The 16,582-nt window shown below is 34.9% G+C and carries 13 protein-coding genes; 7 read left to right on the top strand and 6 right to left on the bottom strand.

Translation table 11 applies throughout. From position 1 onward, the window contains the following. Positions 1 to 7: 7 nt before the first annotated feature. Positions 8 to 2,359 carry a hypothetical protein gene (locus tag UH1x_RS05120; RefSeq protein ID WP_482625561.1) on the top strand — a complete coding sequence of 784 codons (2,352 nt, stop codon included), beginning with the start codon at positions 8 to 10 and terminating at the stop codon, positions 2,357 to 2,359. A 256-nt stretch (positions 2,360 to 2,615) separates the two neighbouring features. Here UH1x_RS05120 and UH1x_RS05115 read toward each other — a convergent pair whose 3' ends face one another. From UH1x_RS05115 to UH1x_RS05095, 5 genes are read right to left on the bottom strand one after another with little or no spacing between them, the layout of a single operon-like run. Continuing rightward, a complete protein-coding gene (locus UH1x_RS05115; RefSeq protein WP_482625559.1) occupies positions 2,616 to 3,410 on the bottom strand; it encodes a TPM domain-containing protein in 795 nt (264 codons plus the stop codon). Continuing rightward, positions 3,391 to 3,828, bottom strand: coding sequence for a TPM domain-containing protein (locus UH1x_RS05110; RefSeq protein WP_036156472.1), 438 nt, complete (start codon positions 3,826 to 3,828; stop codon positions 3,391 to 3,393). The genes UH1x_RS05115 and UH1x_RS05110 overlap by 20 nt, the downstream gene beginning before the upstream one ends. A 6-nt stretch (positions 3,829 to 3,834) precedes the next feature. Next, positions 3,835 to 4,434, bottom strand: coding sequence for a LemA family protein (locus UH1x_RS05105; RefSeq protein WP_396633448.1), 600 nt, complete (start codon positions 4,432 to 4,434; stop codon positions 3,835 to 3,837). 10 nt (positions 4,435 to 4,444) lie between these two features. Continuing rightward, positions 4,445 to 4,774, bottom strand: coding sequence for a MerR family transcriptional regulator (locus UH1x_RS05100; protein WP_027066328.1), 330 nt, complete (start codon positions 4,772 to 4,774; stop codon positions 4,445 to 4,447). After that, positions 4,774 to 5,751: a M23 family metallopeptidase gene (locus UH1x_RS05095; protein WP_036156466.1), complete on the bottom strand. Its 978-nt coding sequence runs from the start codon at positions 5,749 to 5,751 to the stop codon at positions 4,774 to 4,776. Before UH1x_RS05095 ends, UH1x_RS05100 begins: the two co-directional genes overlap by 1 nt. Positions 5,752 to 5,856: 105 nt before the next feature. Here UH1x_RS05095 and alaS point away from each other — a divergent pair, with 105 nt between their 5' ends. From alaS to UH1x_RS05065, 6 genes are all read left to right on the top strand, one after another. Further along, positions 5,857 to 8,472 carry an alanine--tRNA ligase gene (gene alaS, locus UH1x_RS05090; RefSeq protein WP_482625556.1) on the top strand — a complete coding sequence of 872 codons (2,616 nt, stop codon included), beginning with the start codon at positions 5,857 to 5,859 and terminating at the stop codon, positions 8,470 to 8,472. 72 nt (positions 8,473 to 8,544) lie between these two features. Beyond that, on the top strand, positions 8,545 to 9,588 hold the full coding sequence (locus UH1x_RS05085) for a hypothetical protein (protein ID WP_482625554.1): 1,044 nt from the start codon (positions 8,545 to 8,547) through the stop codon (positions 9,586 to 9,588). A gap of 149 nt (positions 9,589 to 9,737) precedes the next feature. Next, entirely contained in the window at positions 9,738 to 10,592 is an 855-nt protein-coding gene (locus UH1x_RS05080; protein ID WP_482625552.1) for a tetratricopeptide repeat protein, read from the top strand. A gap of 20 nt (positions 10,593 to 10,612) precedes the next feature. Further along, positions 10,613 to 11,530 carry a GSCFA domain-containing protein gene (locus UH1x_RS05075; RefSeq protein WP_482625550.1) on the top strand — a complete coding sequence of 306 codons (918 nt, stop codon included), beginning with the start codon at positions 10,613 to 10,615 and terminating at the stop codon, positions 11,528 to 11,530. Between the two features lie 83 nt (positions 11,531 to 11,613). Then, positions 11,614 to 14,079 (top strand): T9SS type B sorting domain-containing protein, encoded by a 2,466-nt coding sequence (locus tag UH1x_RS05070; protein WP_482625548.1) that lies wholly within the window; start codon positions 11,614 to 11,616, stop codon positions 14,077 to 14,079. A 46-nt stretch (positions 14,080 to 14,125) separates the two neighbouring features. Beyond that, positions 14,126 to 14,740, top strand: coding sequence for a DUF4230 domain-containing protein (locus UH1x_RS05065; protein WP_482625546.1), 615 nt, complete (start codon positions 14,126 to 14,128; stop codon positions 14,738 to 14,740). Here the strand turns inward: UH1x_RS05065 and UH1x_RS05060 are convergent. After that, positions 14,730 to 16,487 carry an aromatic amino acid hydroxylase gene (locus UH1x_RS05060; RefSeq protein ID WP_482625544.1) on the bottom strand — a complete coding sequence of 586 codons (1,758 nt, stop codon included), beginning with the start codon at positions 16,485 to 16,487 and terminating at the stop codon, positions 14,730 to 14,732. The genes UH1x_RS05065 and UH1x_RS05060 overlap by 11 nt on opposite strands. Positions 16,488 to 16,582: the final 95 nt, after the last annotated feature.

The following is a 16,582-nucleotide window of genomic DNA, read 5'->3' as shown; positions in this document are numbered from 1 at the left end:
ATGTTTGATGCAGAAAAATACATTTTTTATATTTTGTCTTTTTTTTACTTGGTTAGGTCTTTCGCAGGAAATTAAGTTGTCTTTGGGGGCTATAACTGGCTCTTCAGGTCAGTTATTAGAAAATATACATCTACATTTAAATAAGACTTCATTTGCTTCTGGTGAGCATGTGTGGTTTACTGCCTATATTCAAAATCAAAAAACACTACTCCCTTCCGTCGTTACCGAAAATCTTCATGTGGGTATTTATGATGATTTTGGAAAGGAAATAAGTCGAAAATTATTAAGGGTCGATAAAGGAATCGCACATGGTGATTTTGAAATTGACAGTACTTTTAAGAGAGGGTCATATCATATAATTGCTTGGACCAATTATTCAAGAAATTTTGAAAAGTTAGAATCCTTTCACCAGCAAATCGAAATTCTTGGCAATACTAGTGACAATGAAATTAAAGGTACAGCCAAAATTGAATTGAATACTTATACGGAAGGTGGGGCTTTAATAAGCGGAGTATTTAATTATATAGGAATTCACTTAAAGAATAATTTTAAGGACCATAAACCAATTATTAAATTATTAGATGATAATGGAGAGGTTTTGTTTTCTAACATAAATATTAGTGAAGAAGGTTTTGGTAAAATTGGATTCTTTGTAAAAGAAAATCAAAATTATTTTTTTGAAATTCAGAACTCGGATGGAGAGATATCTACAATTCCCCTTAAAAAGTCTCTTGGTCTAATTGGGTTAAGTATTGATAATACGGGTGATAATCAGTTATTGGCTAAATTTGTATTATCAGATGAATCACTCATTAAGAATAATAATAAAACCTATTCTCTAGCAATTGTTCAAGAAGATTCTGTTTTTATGCAAGCTTGGGTTGTAAATAAGAATCAACTCGCATTGTCTATAGATAGGAGGTCAATTCCGTATGGTGTTAATAAAGCTATTTTGTTTGATGAACGACAAAGACCAATAGCATATAGAATGTTTTTTAATCATATAGATAAGTCAAGTAGGGTCAAGGAAATCAACGTTAGACATCGATTAAATACTTCTGGAGATTCACTAGAATTGTCTTTTTCGACGTTACGGCCTCAGTCTTTAGAGTATAATTTAAGTGTCTCTGTTTTGCCTTTATATACCGAAGCAAATAATCCTCAAAACTCTTTAGCGAGTTCTTTTTTGATAAAACCTTATGTAAGTAGTGGGGCAAAATACAAATATGAGTTTTCCAATTTTAATGGATTTCAGAATTATGACCTCGACATTAAATTAATGATTGAAGGTTGGGGTAAAAATGAATGGGAAGATAGGTTAGTAATTAAAAGTAATGAAGATTTTGAATTAGAAAAAGGTATTGCTGTAAGTGGAAGAATTTTGGATGCTGATTTAGCTATAGAAAATCAAGTGCTATTAATGACTGATAAATCTAAGACTATCGCTTTTGAAAAACTACAAAGAGATAAGACATTTAGAACCCATATGATGTTATATGAAAATGATTCTTTAGAAATATCCCTAATTGGAAAGAAAGGCATTTTGCGAAAGCCTAAACTTGAGATAAAAGTTGATTCTAGTTGGATGGAGAACCAGATAAATGTATTAAAATTATTAAAGAACTATAGGGGTGTTGATATTGTTTCAAACAATTATGATGATGAGATATCTATAAGTTTTAAAAAGAATGATGAGGTCATTGTCTTGGAAGAAGCCATCGTTAAGGCTGATAAATGGAAGGACAATAGCTTAAAAATTAATTCTGCGGAAATAGAGGGGAGGCAGATTGGAGATTATGAGATAAAAAGATATCTAAGTGTATCTAATTACCTTCGTAAATTAGGATTTCTTATAGGTGGTGATTTAAAAAATGGTAAAACCGTAGTGAAGTCTAAGTCAATAGATTTAAGAACAGGCTCAAATCTTATAGTTCCACTCTATATTGTTGGTATAGGTAGAGGTGAAGAAATTGCATTAAATATGCCGCTAAGTAGAGTTCAAACTATTGTGCATGACGCTAGAAAAAATGCCTTTGTTACAATCATGCTTAAAGATGACGTATATGTTTTCCCTGAGAATAGAAATAAGTATATAAGGCAATATATTCGTTACGGATATGCAAAGGTAAACGAGTATTTCAATCCTGGTTATGAGGATTATGAATCAATGGCATTTAAAAGGTACGGAGCTTTATATTGGAAATCGAATATTCCAGTTAGCTCAAAAGAGCCTTTTACTATTAAGGTACCTTTAAAAAATCAAGAGGGTGTAAAAGTATTTGTGGAAGGCATTAGTGAAGATGGTACTCTTATTTCTCTAGAAAAGAAAATTGATTTTAAATCAGAGGTAAATAACTAGTATTTTTTTTTGAGTTTCAACCAACAACCAACAACCAACAACCCATCCCTAGCCCCTCCCGGGAGGGGAACAGATTTTGACTTGAATTATTCATTTTAGATAAAGCAGGTTAAGTGATACTTGTAGAAACATTGCTCCCAGCACTCAACAATCTTAATAAGAAAAATGTAATCTTCCCCTTCCAGGAGGGGAATAGCTTCTGACTTATATTAAAAATTTTAGATAAAACAGACTTAGTAATTATTTGGAAATAAAACTACCACCCTCCAGAAGCACCGCCGCCGCCAAAGCCGCCGCCGCCGAAACCTCCTCCAAATCCGCCACCACCAAAGCTTCCGCCTCCGCCGCTACCGAATCCGCCACTAGAACCGCTTGAGCGACCCATGTTGCTGAGAATAATCATGTCCCACGGACTCAAGCCTCCACGTCTTCTGCCGCCATGACTATCGTTATCGTCACTTTTGCGACTCCACAGAATGAAGAGGATTACTACAAATATGATAAATGGTAGAAGAGATGAAAACGGAGTACCTCCGTTATCACCAAAAGTTCTGTCTTCTTGAAATTCGCCGTTTAATACTTGAAAAATGACATCAGAACCTTTGTTAAGTCCGCCGTAATAATCTCCTACTCTAAATTCAGGGAGAATTACATTTTCAATGATTCGTTTAGAAAGTGCATCGGTTAAAGAACCTTCAACTCCGTATCCAGTACTAATAGCGACTTTTCTGTCGTTTTCAGCTAGAATTATGAGAATACCATTGTCTTTGCCTTCCTGGCCAATACCCCATTTTTGACCCCAGTTTGCACCAAGGTAATTGATGTTTTCACCGTTAGTACTCGCAATGATGGTAATTACAATCTGTGTTGAGGTGCTATCTGAATAACGAACCAGTTTTTGGCTTAAAGCTACTTTTTGCTGATCGGTAAGAAGATTGGTGTAATCATAGACACTGGTTTGTAATGCCGGTTTTTCGGGTATCTCAAATTGGCTCCATGATGGAGTGCACCAAAGAAAAAGAATTATAAGGCTAACCTTTAGATATCTCATTGCTTAATTCGTTGGTGTCATCTGATTGCCAAGGAAAATGACTTCTTAATTCTTCGCCAGCTTTTAAAACCCCGGCAACGAGTCCGTCTTTAAAAGCTCCCTTTTCAAAATGTGTTTGAATACTATTTCTAGTGGTTTGCCAAAAATCTTTGGGTACGACCTTATCTATACCTTTGTCACCACATATAACAAACTTCTTGTCGGTTACGGCAACATAGATCAATACTCCGTTTTCTTGCTTAGTGTTATCCATTTTTAATAAATGAAAAACTTCTTTAGCGCGCTCGTAGTGGTCTTTTCGGGTGTGACCCTCAATATGTACCCTAATTTCCCCAGAAGTATTTTTTTCAGCCTTAAGAATAGCCTCTACTACCTCTTGCTCTTCTGTTGCCGATAAAAAATCTTCTACTCTAGACATAGGCTGTTATTCAAAATCAAAATCTACATCAGGCGCGTCTTCTGAACCGGCATCTGCTTTGTAATAAGCTAGTTCATCAAAGTTTAGAAAGCCTGCCAATATAGAATTAGGGAATTTTTTAATGTGTAGGTTGTATGGTTCTACAGTTGCGTTGAATCTATCTCTTGCTACGTTAATTCTATTTTCTGTACCTTCTAATTGCGATTGTAGCTCTAGAAAGTTTTGGTTTGCTTTAAGATCAGGGTAGCGTTCTACGGTCACCAATAATTTGCTTAATGCACCACTTAATCCACTTTGTGCTTGGTTGAATTGTGCCAGTTGCTCAGGTGTAATATTAGTAGGGTCAATATTGACCGATGTTGCTTTTGCTCTAGCTTCGATAACATCCGTCAAAGTACCTCTTTCAAAGTCTGCAGCACCTTGTACTGTCTTTACAAGATTGCCTATGAGGTCATTTCTACGTTGGTAGGCACTTTCCACATTTGCCCAAGTTTTGGTAGATGTCTCTTTTAATGCAACGGCAGTGTTGTTGAAGCCAACGCCCCACTGGTATAGTCCAAATGCTAAAACAGCGATAACGATCAGTGCAATTAATCCTTTTTTCATAATGGTTGTGTTATAATTGGTCTTTGATTTTATTTAATTCAGCTTTAACGCGTTCTAGTTTTTGAATAATATCAAAATTAGAAAGTGTTTTCTGCTTTTCTTCTTTTAAATGAGTTTTGGCACCATCAAGGGTAAAACCTCTTTCTTTTACCAAATGATATATCAATTGAAGGTTTTTAATGTCTTGGGGAGTGAATTTTCTGTTTCCCTTTGCATTTTTTTTAGGTTGGAGCACATCAAATTCTTTCTCCCAAAAACGAATTAGTGAAGCGTTTACACCAAAGGCACGGGCAACCTCGCCAATACCATAATATCTTTTTTCAGGGAGTTCTATCTGCATTAATCCAATGATTGGTTTTCTTGATTAGCGAATTTCAACATATTTTCGAATTCTTCTGGCGATAAACTTCCATAATAGAAATTCATAGGGTTTATTCTCTCGTTATCTTTCCATACTTCGTAATGTAAGTGTGGTGCCTCTGATCTACCTGTGCTTCCTACAAAACCTATTAGGTCGCCTCTTTTTACTTTTTGACCTTTCTTAACATTGTATTGGCTTAAGTGAGCGTAAAGACTTAAATATCCGTATCCATGTTCAATGCGAATATGTTTTCCGTATCCAGATGAGTTGTTGTCTGCTCTAGTAATTTTGCCATCTCCAGCAGCATATATAGGTGTACCTTTTGGAGCGGTAAAATCCATGCCGTAATGCATTTTTCTTGCCTTAGTAAAAGGATCGGACCTCCATCCGTATCCAGATGCCATACGTTTTAAATCTTCATTGTTGATAGGCTGAATAGCAGGTATCGACATTAATAATTTTTCTTTTTCCTCTGCTAGCTTGGTAATTTCATCCAATGATTTAGATTGAATGGCCATTTGTTTTTTAATGATATCCAGTCTCTTTGTAGTGGAAACGATCATTTCAGAATTATTAAACCCTTCTAAAGATTTGTATCGGTTAATACCGCCAAAACCAGCTTTTCGCTGTTCATCTGGTATAGGGTTGGCTTCAAAATATAAACGGTAAATATTGTTGTCTCTATCTTCTATGTTCCCTAGAACCTCTTCAATTTGTTCCATTTTCTTATTCAAGAGCTCGTACTGCAGTTCGTAATTTTTGACTTCACGAGATAAAGAAAGTTCTCTAGGTGTATTGACTAAGTTGGTGTTAAGCAGAAGAATTAATGCTAAAAAACCAAAAAGGCATGAGCCCAAAATAAAGAAGGCTATATTTCTATAACGTTTAGATTTTTCGGGTTCTATTTTACGGTACGACAGCGTGTCTGGGTCGTAATAGTATTTTACCTTAGACATGAATGTTATTTATCCTATTTTTGTTTTTTCAATTATTAGGGAACAAACAAATATAAAGATAGTTTTATATAAACCGTTAAAATTTGTAAAAGCTTAGCATTTTAGATGAATTCCAAAGATACAAGAACACAATTTCTGAATTTTTTCAAAGGTAAAGAACACAAAATAGTGCCTTCTGCACCTATGGTCATAAAAGATGACCCAACCTTGCTTTTTACAAATGCGGGTATGAATCAGTTTAAAGAATACTTTTTAGGTATAAGTCAGCCAAAAAGTTCTAGAGTGGTAGATACCCAAAAATGTTTACGTGTAAGTGGTAAACATAATGATTTAGAGGAGGTAGGTAAAGATACTTACCACCATACGATGTTTGAGATGTTGGGTAATTGGAGTTTTGGTGATTATTTTAAGGAAGAAGCCATTACCTGGGCTTGGGAGTTATTGACGGAAGTTCTTAAAATTGATAAGGACAGTTTATATGTGTCGGTTTTTGAAGGAAGTGATGATGCTGACCAATTAAAATTGGATACTGAAGCTTTTGATCTTTGGAAAAGTATTGTGCCTGAAGATAGAATTATCATGGGTAACAAGAAGGATAACTTTTGGGAAATGGGTGATCAAGGTCCGTGCGGACCATGTTCAGAGATTCATGTAGATATTCGTTCAAAAGAAGAAAAAGCAAAAGTTTCTGGAGCAAGTTTGGTCAATCAAGACCATCCGCAGGTAGTGGAGATTTGGAATCTGGTATTTATGCAATACAACCGTAAGGCAGATGGCTCTTTAGAAAATTTACCGGCGAAACATGTAGATACGGGTATGGGATTTGAGCGTCTTTGTATGGTGTTACAGGGAGTTCAAAGTAATTACGACACCGATATTTTTACCCCGTTAATTAGAGAAATAGAAACGATTACAGATTCTGATTACGGTAAAAATGAAGAAATTGATATAGCCATTCGCGTAATTAGTGATCATATAAGGGCTGTGGCGTTTTCAATTGCAGATGGTCAGTTACCAAGCAATACAGGTGCAGGTTATGTAATAAGAAGAATATTAAGAAGGGCAGTTAGGTACGGATTCACATTTTTAGATATCAAAGAGCCTTTTATGTTTCGTTTGGTAAGTGTACTTATCAAATCTTTGGGTGATGCATACCCTGAATTGAAAGATCAAAAGCAACTGATTGAAAACGTAATTAAGGAAGAAGAGCACTCTTTCTTGAAAACTCTTGATCAAGGATTATTGCTATTAGATACTATCATAAAAAATACCGAAGGCAAAACAGTTGATGGCGGTAAAGCTTTTGAATTGTATGATACTTTCGGGTTTCCTATAGATTTAACTGCTCTAATTCTAAGTGAAAAAGGATATCAATTAGATGAAGCGGGGTTTGATGCGGCTATGCAACAGCAGAAGAATAGATCAAAATCCGCATCAACAATATCTAAAGAAGATTGGGAAGTTTTACAGGACGATAACGAACAGGAGTTCGTTGGTTATGATATGCTAGATGTTGAAGTGAAAATTACAAAATACCGTAAAGTAGTTTCAAAAAAAGACGGTACTCAGTTTCAGTTGGTATTTAATCTAACTCCATTTTACGCAGAAGGTGGTGGTCAAGTTGGTGATAAAGGATATTTAGAGGATACTCATGGAGATGTAGTGTATATTACGGATACCAAAAAAGAGAATAATGAAATCATACATTTTGCCAAAAACCTGCCAAAGCATTTAGACGAGAGTTTTAAAGCAGTGGTTGATAAAAAACAGCGTAATAGAACAGAAGCAAACCATACGGCAACGCATTTGTTGCATCAGGCTTTACGCGAAATTTTAGGAAAACACGTAGAACAAAAAGGATCTTCTGTACATTCTAAATATTTACGATTCGATTTTTCTCATTTTTCTAAAATGACGCCAGAAGAATTACAGGAAGTGGAGAATTTTGTGAATGCTCGTATAGACGGACATTTACAACTTCAAGAAGAAAGAAATGTACCAATGAAAGCTGCAATTGCAGATGGTGCAATGGCATTGTTTGGAGAAAAATACGGAGACGCTGTTAGAACAATTCGTTTTGGTCAGTCCTTAGAATTATGTGGTGGTACGCATGTGAAAAATACAGCGGATATCTGGCAGTTTAAAATTAAATCTGAAGGTGCTGTAGCTGCAGGAATAAGAAGAATTGAAGCAATTACAGGTGATGCGGTTAAGGATTTACATGTAGATAATGATAAATTGTTAGCTAAGATAAAAGTGGTTTTGGGTAATACTCAAGATCCTGTGAAATCGGTTTCTAGTCTTCAAGAAGAGAACAGTAGTCTTAAAAAGCAGGTAGCCGAGTTGTTGAAAGATAAGGCGAAAAACTTAAAAGGTGATCTGCTTACTGAACTTGAAGAAGTAAACGGAATTCAATTTCTAGCAAAGAAAATTGACTTGGATGCTGCCGGTATAAAGGACTTAAGCTTTGAAATGGGAAGTAATAAGGATAATTTGTTTTTACTTTTTGGTATGGAGCAAAATGGTAAAGCTTTATTGTCTTGTTATATATCTAAAGAATTGGTGGCTTCTAAGAATTTAAATGCTGGAACCATTGTTCGTGAGCTTGGTAAGTACATTCAAGGTGGTGGCGGTGGTCAACCTTTCTTTGCAACTGCAGGTGGTAAAAACCCTGCAGGTATAGAAGAGGCATTGGCGCAGGCTAAAAGCTATTTACAATAAGTGCTAAAGCTGTATGAAATGCAATAATCATGGTTAAATGTGGTTTTATATCAACCAATTAAACATATAACCATGAAGAATTATTTTTTATTATTACTAGCATTCGTAAGTTTTTCAGGATTTTCACAAGTCTCATTTGGCGCTCGGCATGTCGGTAAACCATCAGATTTAAAACCTAAAGCATTAGAGGAATTTAAAGCATCAACAACCATTTTTGTCTTGTCAGATGTTATTGACGCCGACCAATACGCTAAAATTTTAGAGGAAACTTGGACAGTGACCCCATATAAAATAGTTCCTCAAAGTGAATATGATTTACAAGAGTATTATAACAAGAATTACTCTATAGCAGAAGTTGTAGGATTCAAGCGTTCTAAAACTACCAAAATGGGTAGTGTTGTGCATTCATTGCATACCTATATTAATATCGGATTGTATGATGCTGAAACCATAGATGAAAAGTTGTCTAAGGTTAAAGCGAAAAAAGAGAAGAAAAGAGAAGAGAAGATTAATGAGATTTTCAGAAATAATAAAAAGCCGATAGCTAAAATTTATCTTTTTCCAACATCAGATTTTGTAAATACTGCTCTTTCTGAAGAGAAGGAAGTTATTGTAGAAAAAATGTATACTGAAAACGTTTTCTTTAACTATTCAACAGGATTTCTGAAAAATTACTTTCAACAAACAAACAATCTCATAGAGAAAGGTGAAACATATTGGATGTATGAGAAAGATCATGATACTAAAAAAATTGCAGGTTTGACTACTTCTAAATTATATGTGCCAAATTATATCACGCAAAGAACAAATGCTTTTACCGCAGAAATTTCTGATGGAGAAAAAAAAGATGTAGAGAAGTTATTTAGCAAATACGATTTTGATTATGAGTTTATTTCAACTGAAGATTTAGACAAAGCTATTGAAGAGAATAAAGAATTTTATTATTTACGATACGCTAGAGCAAATGCGGAACGGTTTTTACAGGTAGTGAATTCAAAAACAGGAGAAGTGGTTTATAGAGAATACATCACTGGATTAAGTTATAATTTAAAAGCTAAAAATTTAGGAGAACTAAGTGATGTAATAGCTAAATCTGCAAAGAAATTGGCGAAGTAGTGTCATTTAAAATGATATTCTTTTTAGAAATTTAAGATGCTAAAATCTAAAATCGGATTTAGCATCTTAAATTATTAAAACTATCTTCAGAAAATATTATCCTAACTTTGCTAGGCTAAATTGGAGTTCCCATATGATTAGATAGGTTTATGAAAAAATATATCATCTTATTATTACTGTTTGTCTGGAGTTGTAATCTTTCAAATAAAAAAGAAGAAGAACCAAAAGGTGATAAAAAGGTAGAGAAAAAAGTGTTGTCAGCTACTGATTCTGTTCAGGTTAGGGGTTATGTAGAGAAATCTTTTCAGAGCCCTGTGCATTCTTTGGAGTATCAACAATATCTAGATTCTGCACTGACAATTGTGCCAGAGAGCGCTTGGCTTTGGCAACAAAAAGCAATGCCGTTTTATAAAGCTAGAAAATACCAGTTAGGCAAGCCGTTTTTAGATAAAGCCGTTGAGTATGCCCCAGAAAAGTATTTAGATTATAGCGGATTCATGAGATGTATTTTCTCAAAGGATTATATAAAATCGATTTCTGAATTTATGAGAGCCAAAAAAGAGTTTGGCGATGGTTATGTCATGGATCATACCTATAATTTTTATATTGGTCTAGATTATCTTCAGTTGAATAAATTCTCAAAAGCCAAAGAGTTCTTGTTGTTAAGTAAAGAACAGCAGTTTAAAGATTTTCCAAATGATTTTCCGCAAGAAGCTTGTCATTATTTAGATTGGTATTATTTGGGTATTGCAGATTTTGAATTGGGTAATTATGAAGAGGCGATTGCTTCTTTTGATATGTCTTTGAAAGTATATGAAAATTTTGCAGATGCACTTTATTTTAGAGGTAGAAGTATGACCAAGTTGGGAAATGAAGAAGGTGCTGAATGGGAGAAAAAAGCCTTTGAAAATGGAGGAAATACTATAAATGAGGATAATGTTATTTATGAAATTTATCCATATCAAGTGTTTCATAAGTTAAACGAGAGTGCGCGACCTAAATGAATCTCTTAACCAAAATATTATTGTCGAAATCTGAAAACCCAATTGATTATTCAAGTCGGTTGTTACTTCTGGGTTCATGTTTTTCAGAGAATATTGGGGCTAAACTAGAATACTTTAAATTTCAGGGATTACAGAATCCGTTTGGTATTTTATTTCATCCTTTGGCAATTGAAAAACTTATTCAAAAGTCAGTTCATCAAGAGGTGGTTACGGAAAAAGATGTGTTTCATGCCAATGAGCAATGGCATAGTTTCGATGCACATTCTTGTTTAAGTAATCCATCCAAAGAAAAAATTATTGACAATTTAAATGATGCAATACAAAACACTACTTCTCAACTAAAAAAAGCAAGTCACATCATTATAACTTTAGGTACTGCTTGGGTATATCGTAATAATGCGAGTGAAAAAGTTGTTGCAAATTGCCATAAAGTACCTCAGGTAAGCTTTAATAAAGAGTTATTGAGTGTCGATGATGTTAAACAAAGTTTAGAACGTACTATTGAAATGGTGCGTTCAATAAACCCAGCTGCACAATGTATATTTACGGTATCGCCTGTTAGACATTTAAAAGACGGCTTTGTAGAAAATCAACTAAGTAAATCGCATTTAATTTCTGCAGTACATAAGGTGCTGAATGAGGGTATTTCTTATTTTCCTAGTTATGAACTTATGATGGATGAGCTTCGAGATTATCGTTTTTATGCAAAAGATATGATTCACCCTAACGAAGTGGCAATAGATTATATATGGGAGAGATTTTGCGAAGTATGGATTGCTTCAAATGTTTATCCTACTATGAAAAAGATTGAAAAAATACAAAAAGGGATTCTTCATAAACCCTTCAATGAAAAATCAGAACAACATCAGAAATTTCTTTTAAAACTAAATGTGTTGAAATCTGAAATTCATAAAGAATATCCGGACCTTGTTTTCTAAGCTAATTAAGAACCTTGTCGAATTTATTATACTTTGATATTTATACTATAGTTTTTTCATTACTTTCCAGTTTTACGTCCAATATGATTAAAAAGTTAAGCTGTCTTGTTTTATTAATGTTTAGTGTAATTACTGCTAGCGCTCAGCTTCCGTTAATTGAATTAGAAGCTTTACAGGCGTTATATAATGAAACCGGAGGTCCTAACTGGGACAATGAGACCGATGCCGATATTACCGATGACTGGGTGTTTGCAACGCCGTTGATTGATACCGATGTTACTAATTGGTACGGGGTCACCGTAATCGGTAACCGTGTTACACAGCTAATATTAGATAATGGAGGAAATACTGGGAACAATTTAATAGGAACGATACCAACTGAAATCGGTAATTTACAGAACTTGGTTGAATTAGACCTTTCTGATCAAACGAATCTTACTGGTCCCATTCCGGACAATATAGGTAATCTTTTAAACCTTGAAACCTTACTCTTAAATGGCAATGAGTTATCAGGGGTCATACCTTCGGTATTAGGGGATTTAAGTAATTTAGCTTCGTTATGGTTGAACTCAAATAATTTAGTTGGAACTATACCGCCCGAACTTGGTAAGTTAAGTAATTTAGAATCTTTGCTGCTTTCAGGAAATCAACTCACAGGAACTATACCTATTGAGTTGGGAAGCCTAAATAACTTAGTTACCCTTTGGCTCTCTTCAAATGAACTTACTGGCGAAATTCCCGCTGAATTAGGGTTGCTTTCAAATTTGACGCAATTAGTTTTAAGCAATAATAATCTTACAGGTGAAATTCCTGAAAGTATTTATGGTTTAATGAACTTATTTATATTGCAATTAGAAGCTAATCAGCTAGAAGGGGCTATTTCTCCGTTAGTTGAAAATTTAGTGTCATTAGAGATTTTAATACTTCGAAATAACCAATTAGAGGGTGATCTGCCAGAGGAAATTGGAAATATTACTACGTTACTTACATTGTGGCTAGGTCAAAATAATTTTATGGGAACGATACCCGATTCTTTCTCAGGTCTAATAAATTTAGGATCCTTTGAAATTAATGATAATAACATAGAAGGTGTTTTACCTGCGGGTTTGGTAAACTGGACCAATCTGAGTGGTTTTAATATTTCGAATAATAGAATTGAGGGCGCGGTACCTAGTTTTATTTTTTTAAATACAACAATATTAAGAATTAATGATAATCGTTTTCAATTCGGAGATTTTGAAGATGAATTTGATTATTATGAAGGGTTTTTATTTTTTGTTGATACTCCCCAGGCATTAGTGAATGATATAGATGATATAACAGGATGTGTTGATGGCTCTATTACATTAAGTACTGTAGTTAGCGGCAGTGCAAATGTATATGAGTGGTTTAAAGATGGTCTTGCTGTACCTAGTTCTAATACGCCAGATTTAGTTTTGACCAACCTTCAAGTAACAGATTCGGGTGTTTATACATGCGAAATTAGTAGTACTATAGTAACAGATTTGGTATTAGAGCGAAACCCAATTACGTTAACAGTCAATAACGACGGACCTACGGCAAACGATATTGATGATATCGTGCTATGTGATACGGATACCGATGGTTTTGCAACATTTAATTTAGATTTGGCAGCTATTGAATCGCAAGTAATAGGTAATCAAACAGGGTTAACGGTTTCTTATTTTAACGCCACAGGAAATCAAATAACATTAACAAACTCATTTGATAATACTACTGCAAACCAACAAGATATTACAGTTAGGGTAGAGGCATCTGCAACCTGTTTTGACGAGACTGTTTTTAGTCTTATTGTAAATCCTTTGACCGTGGCAGATGTGTTCTCTGATGTCGAAGTTTGCAACGCTTATATTCTACCGGCATTGAGTGCAGGGAATAATTATTATACAGCTACAGGGGGTACAGGAACGATATTGAATGCAGGTGAAGAGATTACCGAATCGCAAACAATATACGTGTATGCAGGGAGTGCTACGGGAGCGGAAGATTGTTTTGATGAAAGTAGTTTTTTCGTTGATATCACTGAGGTCTCAGTTGCAGAGTTCGATGATGTAACGGCTTGTCTTACGTATACACTACCAACATTACCAGATGGACAGGATTACTATAGTGAAGCAGATGGTAATGGAGTTATTTTATTGGCTGGAGATGAAATTTCAGCGTCCATGACTATTTATGTATTTGCAGAAGAGAATGGTTGTTTTAGTCAATCTAGATTTACGATAAATATAGATGCTTTTGCTTGCCAAGGTGTAGAGTCTTTGGCGTTGCCTAAGTTTTTTACTCCTAATAATGATTCATATCATGATGTTTGGGATACTTCAAAACTATCTGGTACAGGTGATATAGGTATATTTATTTATGATCGATATGGTAAGTTCTTAAAGCAGCTTGATCCTAACGCTTCTAATAGTGCTTGGGATGGTATGTATAATGGCAAGCAAATGCCTTCAACTGATTATTGGTTCAAATATTTGAATTACGATACCGGAATAGACCTTTCGGGTCATTTTTCGTTAAAACGATAGGCTTATATATTCGTTTGTTCCTTAATTTCGAATACATTGTTTTTTTATGAAGAAAATACTTTTAGGCTTAGTAATAGGAGCGACATTATTGTTTGCTTTTCAAACTTGCCAAGATGACAAAGAAGATAAATCTATTCTAGAGGAAAATTCTATGCTTATTCAGCAAGAAATAACCAATGTTTCTAAATTAGTGGTAACAGAGGGTCATTTTGCAGAGGTTTATAATTACAAAGACTCAAAAGAACTTTTTGGTCCGTTGTTGAGAGCAGAGAAAAAAGCATTAGTAGTGGTAAATGCAGGTGTAACGGTTGCTTATGATTTAAGTAAGATTGATTTTGAAATTGACGAGGCAACCAAAACGGTAAAAATCAAAAGCATACCAGATGCAGAAATTAATCTGAATCCTGATTTTGAATATTATGACGTCACCGCAGATTATCTGAACCAGTTTGATGCCGCAGATTATAACAAAATAAAGAAAACAGTGAAGGCTTCTTTAATGAAAAAGGTAGAAGCTTCTGCACTGCGTACCAATGCAGAAAATAGGCTAATCAGCGAATTGCAGAAATTCTATATACTCACCAACTCTATGGGGTGGCGATTAACGTATCAAGAGCAGACCATAGAATCTTTAGATGGCTTGCAAGTCATTAAACCTTAGATTTTATAGCCGCCAATTCTAATCCGTCATCAATTAATTGTCCTAGGTTAGGTTGGTCTCGCTTAATATTTTCAAGATGTGCCTTTATTTTTTCCGGTAGTATTTTTTCGTTACTTAAAATTGCCAATTCATAAATTTCAATAGGCAGTAGCCAGTCTTTCGGATATTTTTCTTGTATTACTTCAAAAACCTTTGTTCTGGAGATGATGGTATTATTTCCCTCCCTAAAATCACGAATTAATTTATAGTAAGATTCCAGTTCGTTTAAACCTACGTCATCGTTATTTTGGCTTCCGGTACTTAGCGAATGATCTAAAAGGTCAAAACTTTTTAAATCTGCAGGACCATGGTAGGCAGAAACAATTTCTTCACCAATAGCCATGTTGTACAATTCTTCGTTAGATTCGAAAAGTGTGAAGCCTTGATGCGTTACTTTACAATTCTCAAAAGTGATTAATATAATGCGACCCTGAATATTTCGTGTGCCGGTTATAATTTTACCGGTAACATTTATACCACCAACAAAATCTAATGAAACAATTTCCCCTTCATAGATTTTATAGGCTTTTAGATCACGCGGACTCATATCTTCAATAGGAATATTGATTCCTTTAAGTCTACCAATAGGGGAGCCAAAACCGGTTTCATGCTGATTGATATCTTGCCCCACCAACTCTTTTTCGCGGTAAGATAACGCAGATTTACCTTTTGTTTGAAAGTAAATAGGTTTGCCATCATAAGAAATCAAAGATTCAAAATTACCAGATACCTGTAACCCTGTACTTAGTTCAATTGTACCTAATTCTTTAGAGTCTATAAGTTTCTGTAAACCTGTAAGTCCGCCTTTTCGTAATGCCATGGTATTGGCAAAATCTTCCAACACCTGACTTAAAAATGCAAAATCGGGAGTGACGAATAGTTGCGGTTGCTTTTTGGTGATATCAAAAGATGTTTTAGCCGCTTCTATAGAGTAAGGCAGTTTTTTGACGTTGTCGGTCATACACCACTGACTTTCGCCAATAGATGATAACAATCCGGCACCATAAATCTTTGGGTCTTCTAAAGTACCTATAAGTCCGTATTCAACGGTCCACCAGTGTAAATTTCTAATAAGCGCCATTTCGCTGGGTTCGCCCATATTCTCTTGAAGAAATTCAATATGTTTTTCTGCCTTTTCAATATCCTCTTCGGGAGTGCCCTTAGCCTCTTTAATAATTGATAGGTGACGAACAGCTTCATAAAGTTCAAAATCTTTAGCGCTCGATATAGCCTTGCATCCTATTTCGCCAAAACGTCTTAAATAAGCAGCATATTCTGGGTTGGCAATTATTGGGGCGTGACCGGCACCTTCATGAATAATATCTGGGGCAGGGGTGTAAGCAATGTTTTCTAACTGTCGAATGTCTGACGCGATTACCAGTACGTTGTATGCTTGAAATTCCATAAATGCAGCAGGTGGTATAAATCCGTCTACGGCAACGGCAGCCCAACCTAAATCCTTTAAAATACGGTTCATGCCGTACATGTTGGGGATATTGTCAATTGAAATACCTGTTTTTCGTAATCCTTCAGAATAAGATTTATGTGCAACCTTACTTAGATAATCTACATTCTTTCGCATAACATAGCGCCACACAGCTTGATTGATAGGCGTATAGTCCTCATAATTTTGAGGTTTTATGTATTGCCTTAAATGCTTAGGAAGCTTATCTAAAATAGGATTGCTTTCATATTCAGAAGTATTCATACGCTTAACTTTTATGGGGTGGGCTCACATTATTTCTATTAAATATATCATTTACAGTCCAATTAGTTGTTAATATTATTTAAATTAGGAAATAT

Source organism: Maribacter sp. UH1 (assembly GCF_056839145.1).
This window is presented reverse-complemented; position numbering and strand designations above follow the sequence as displayed.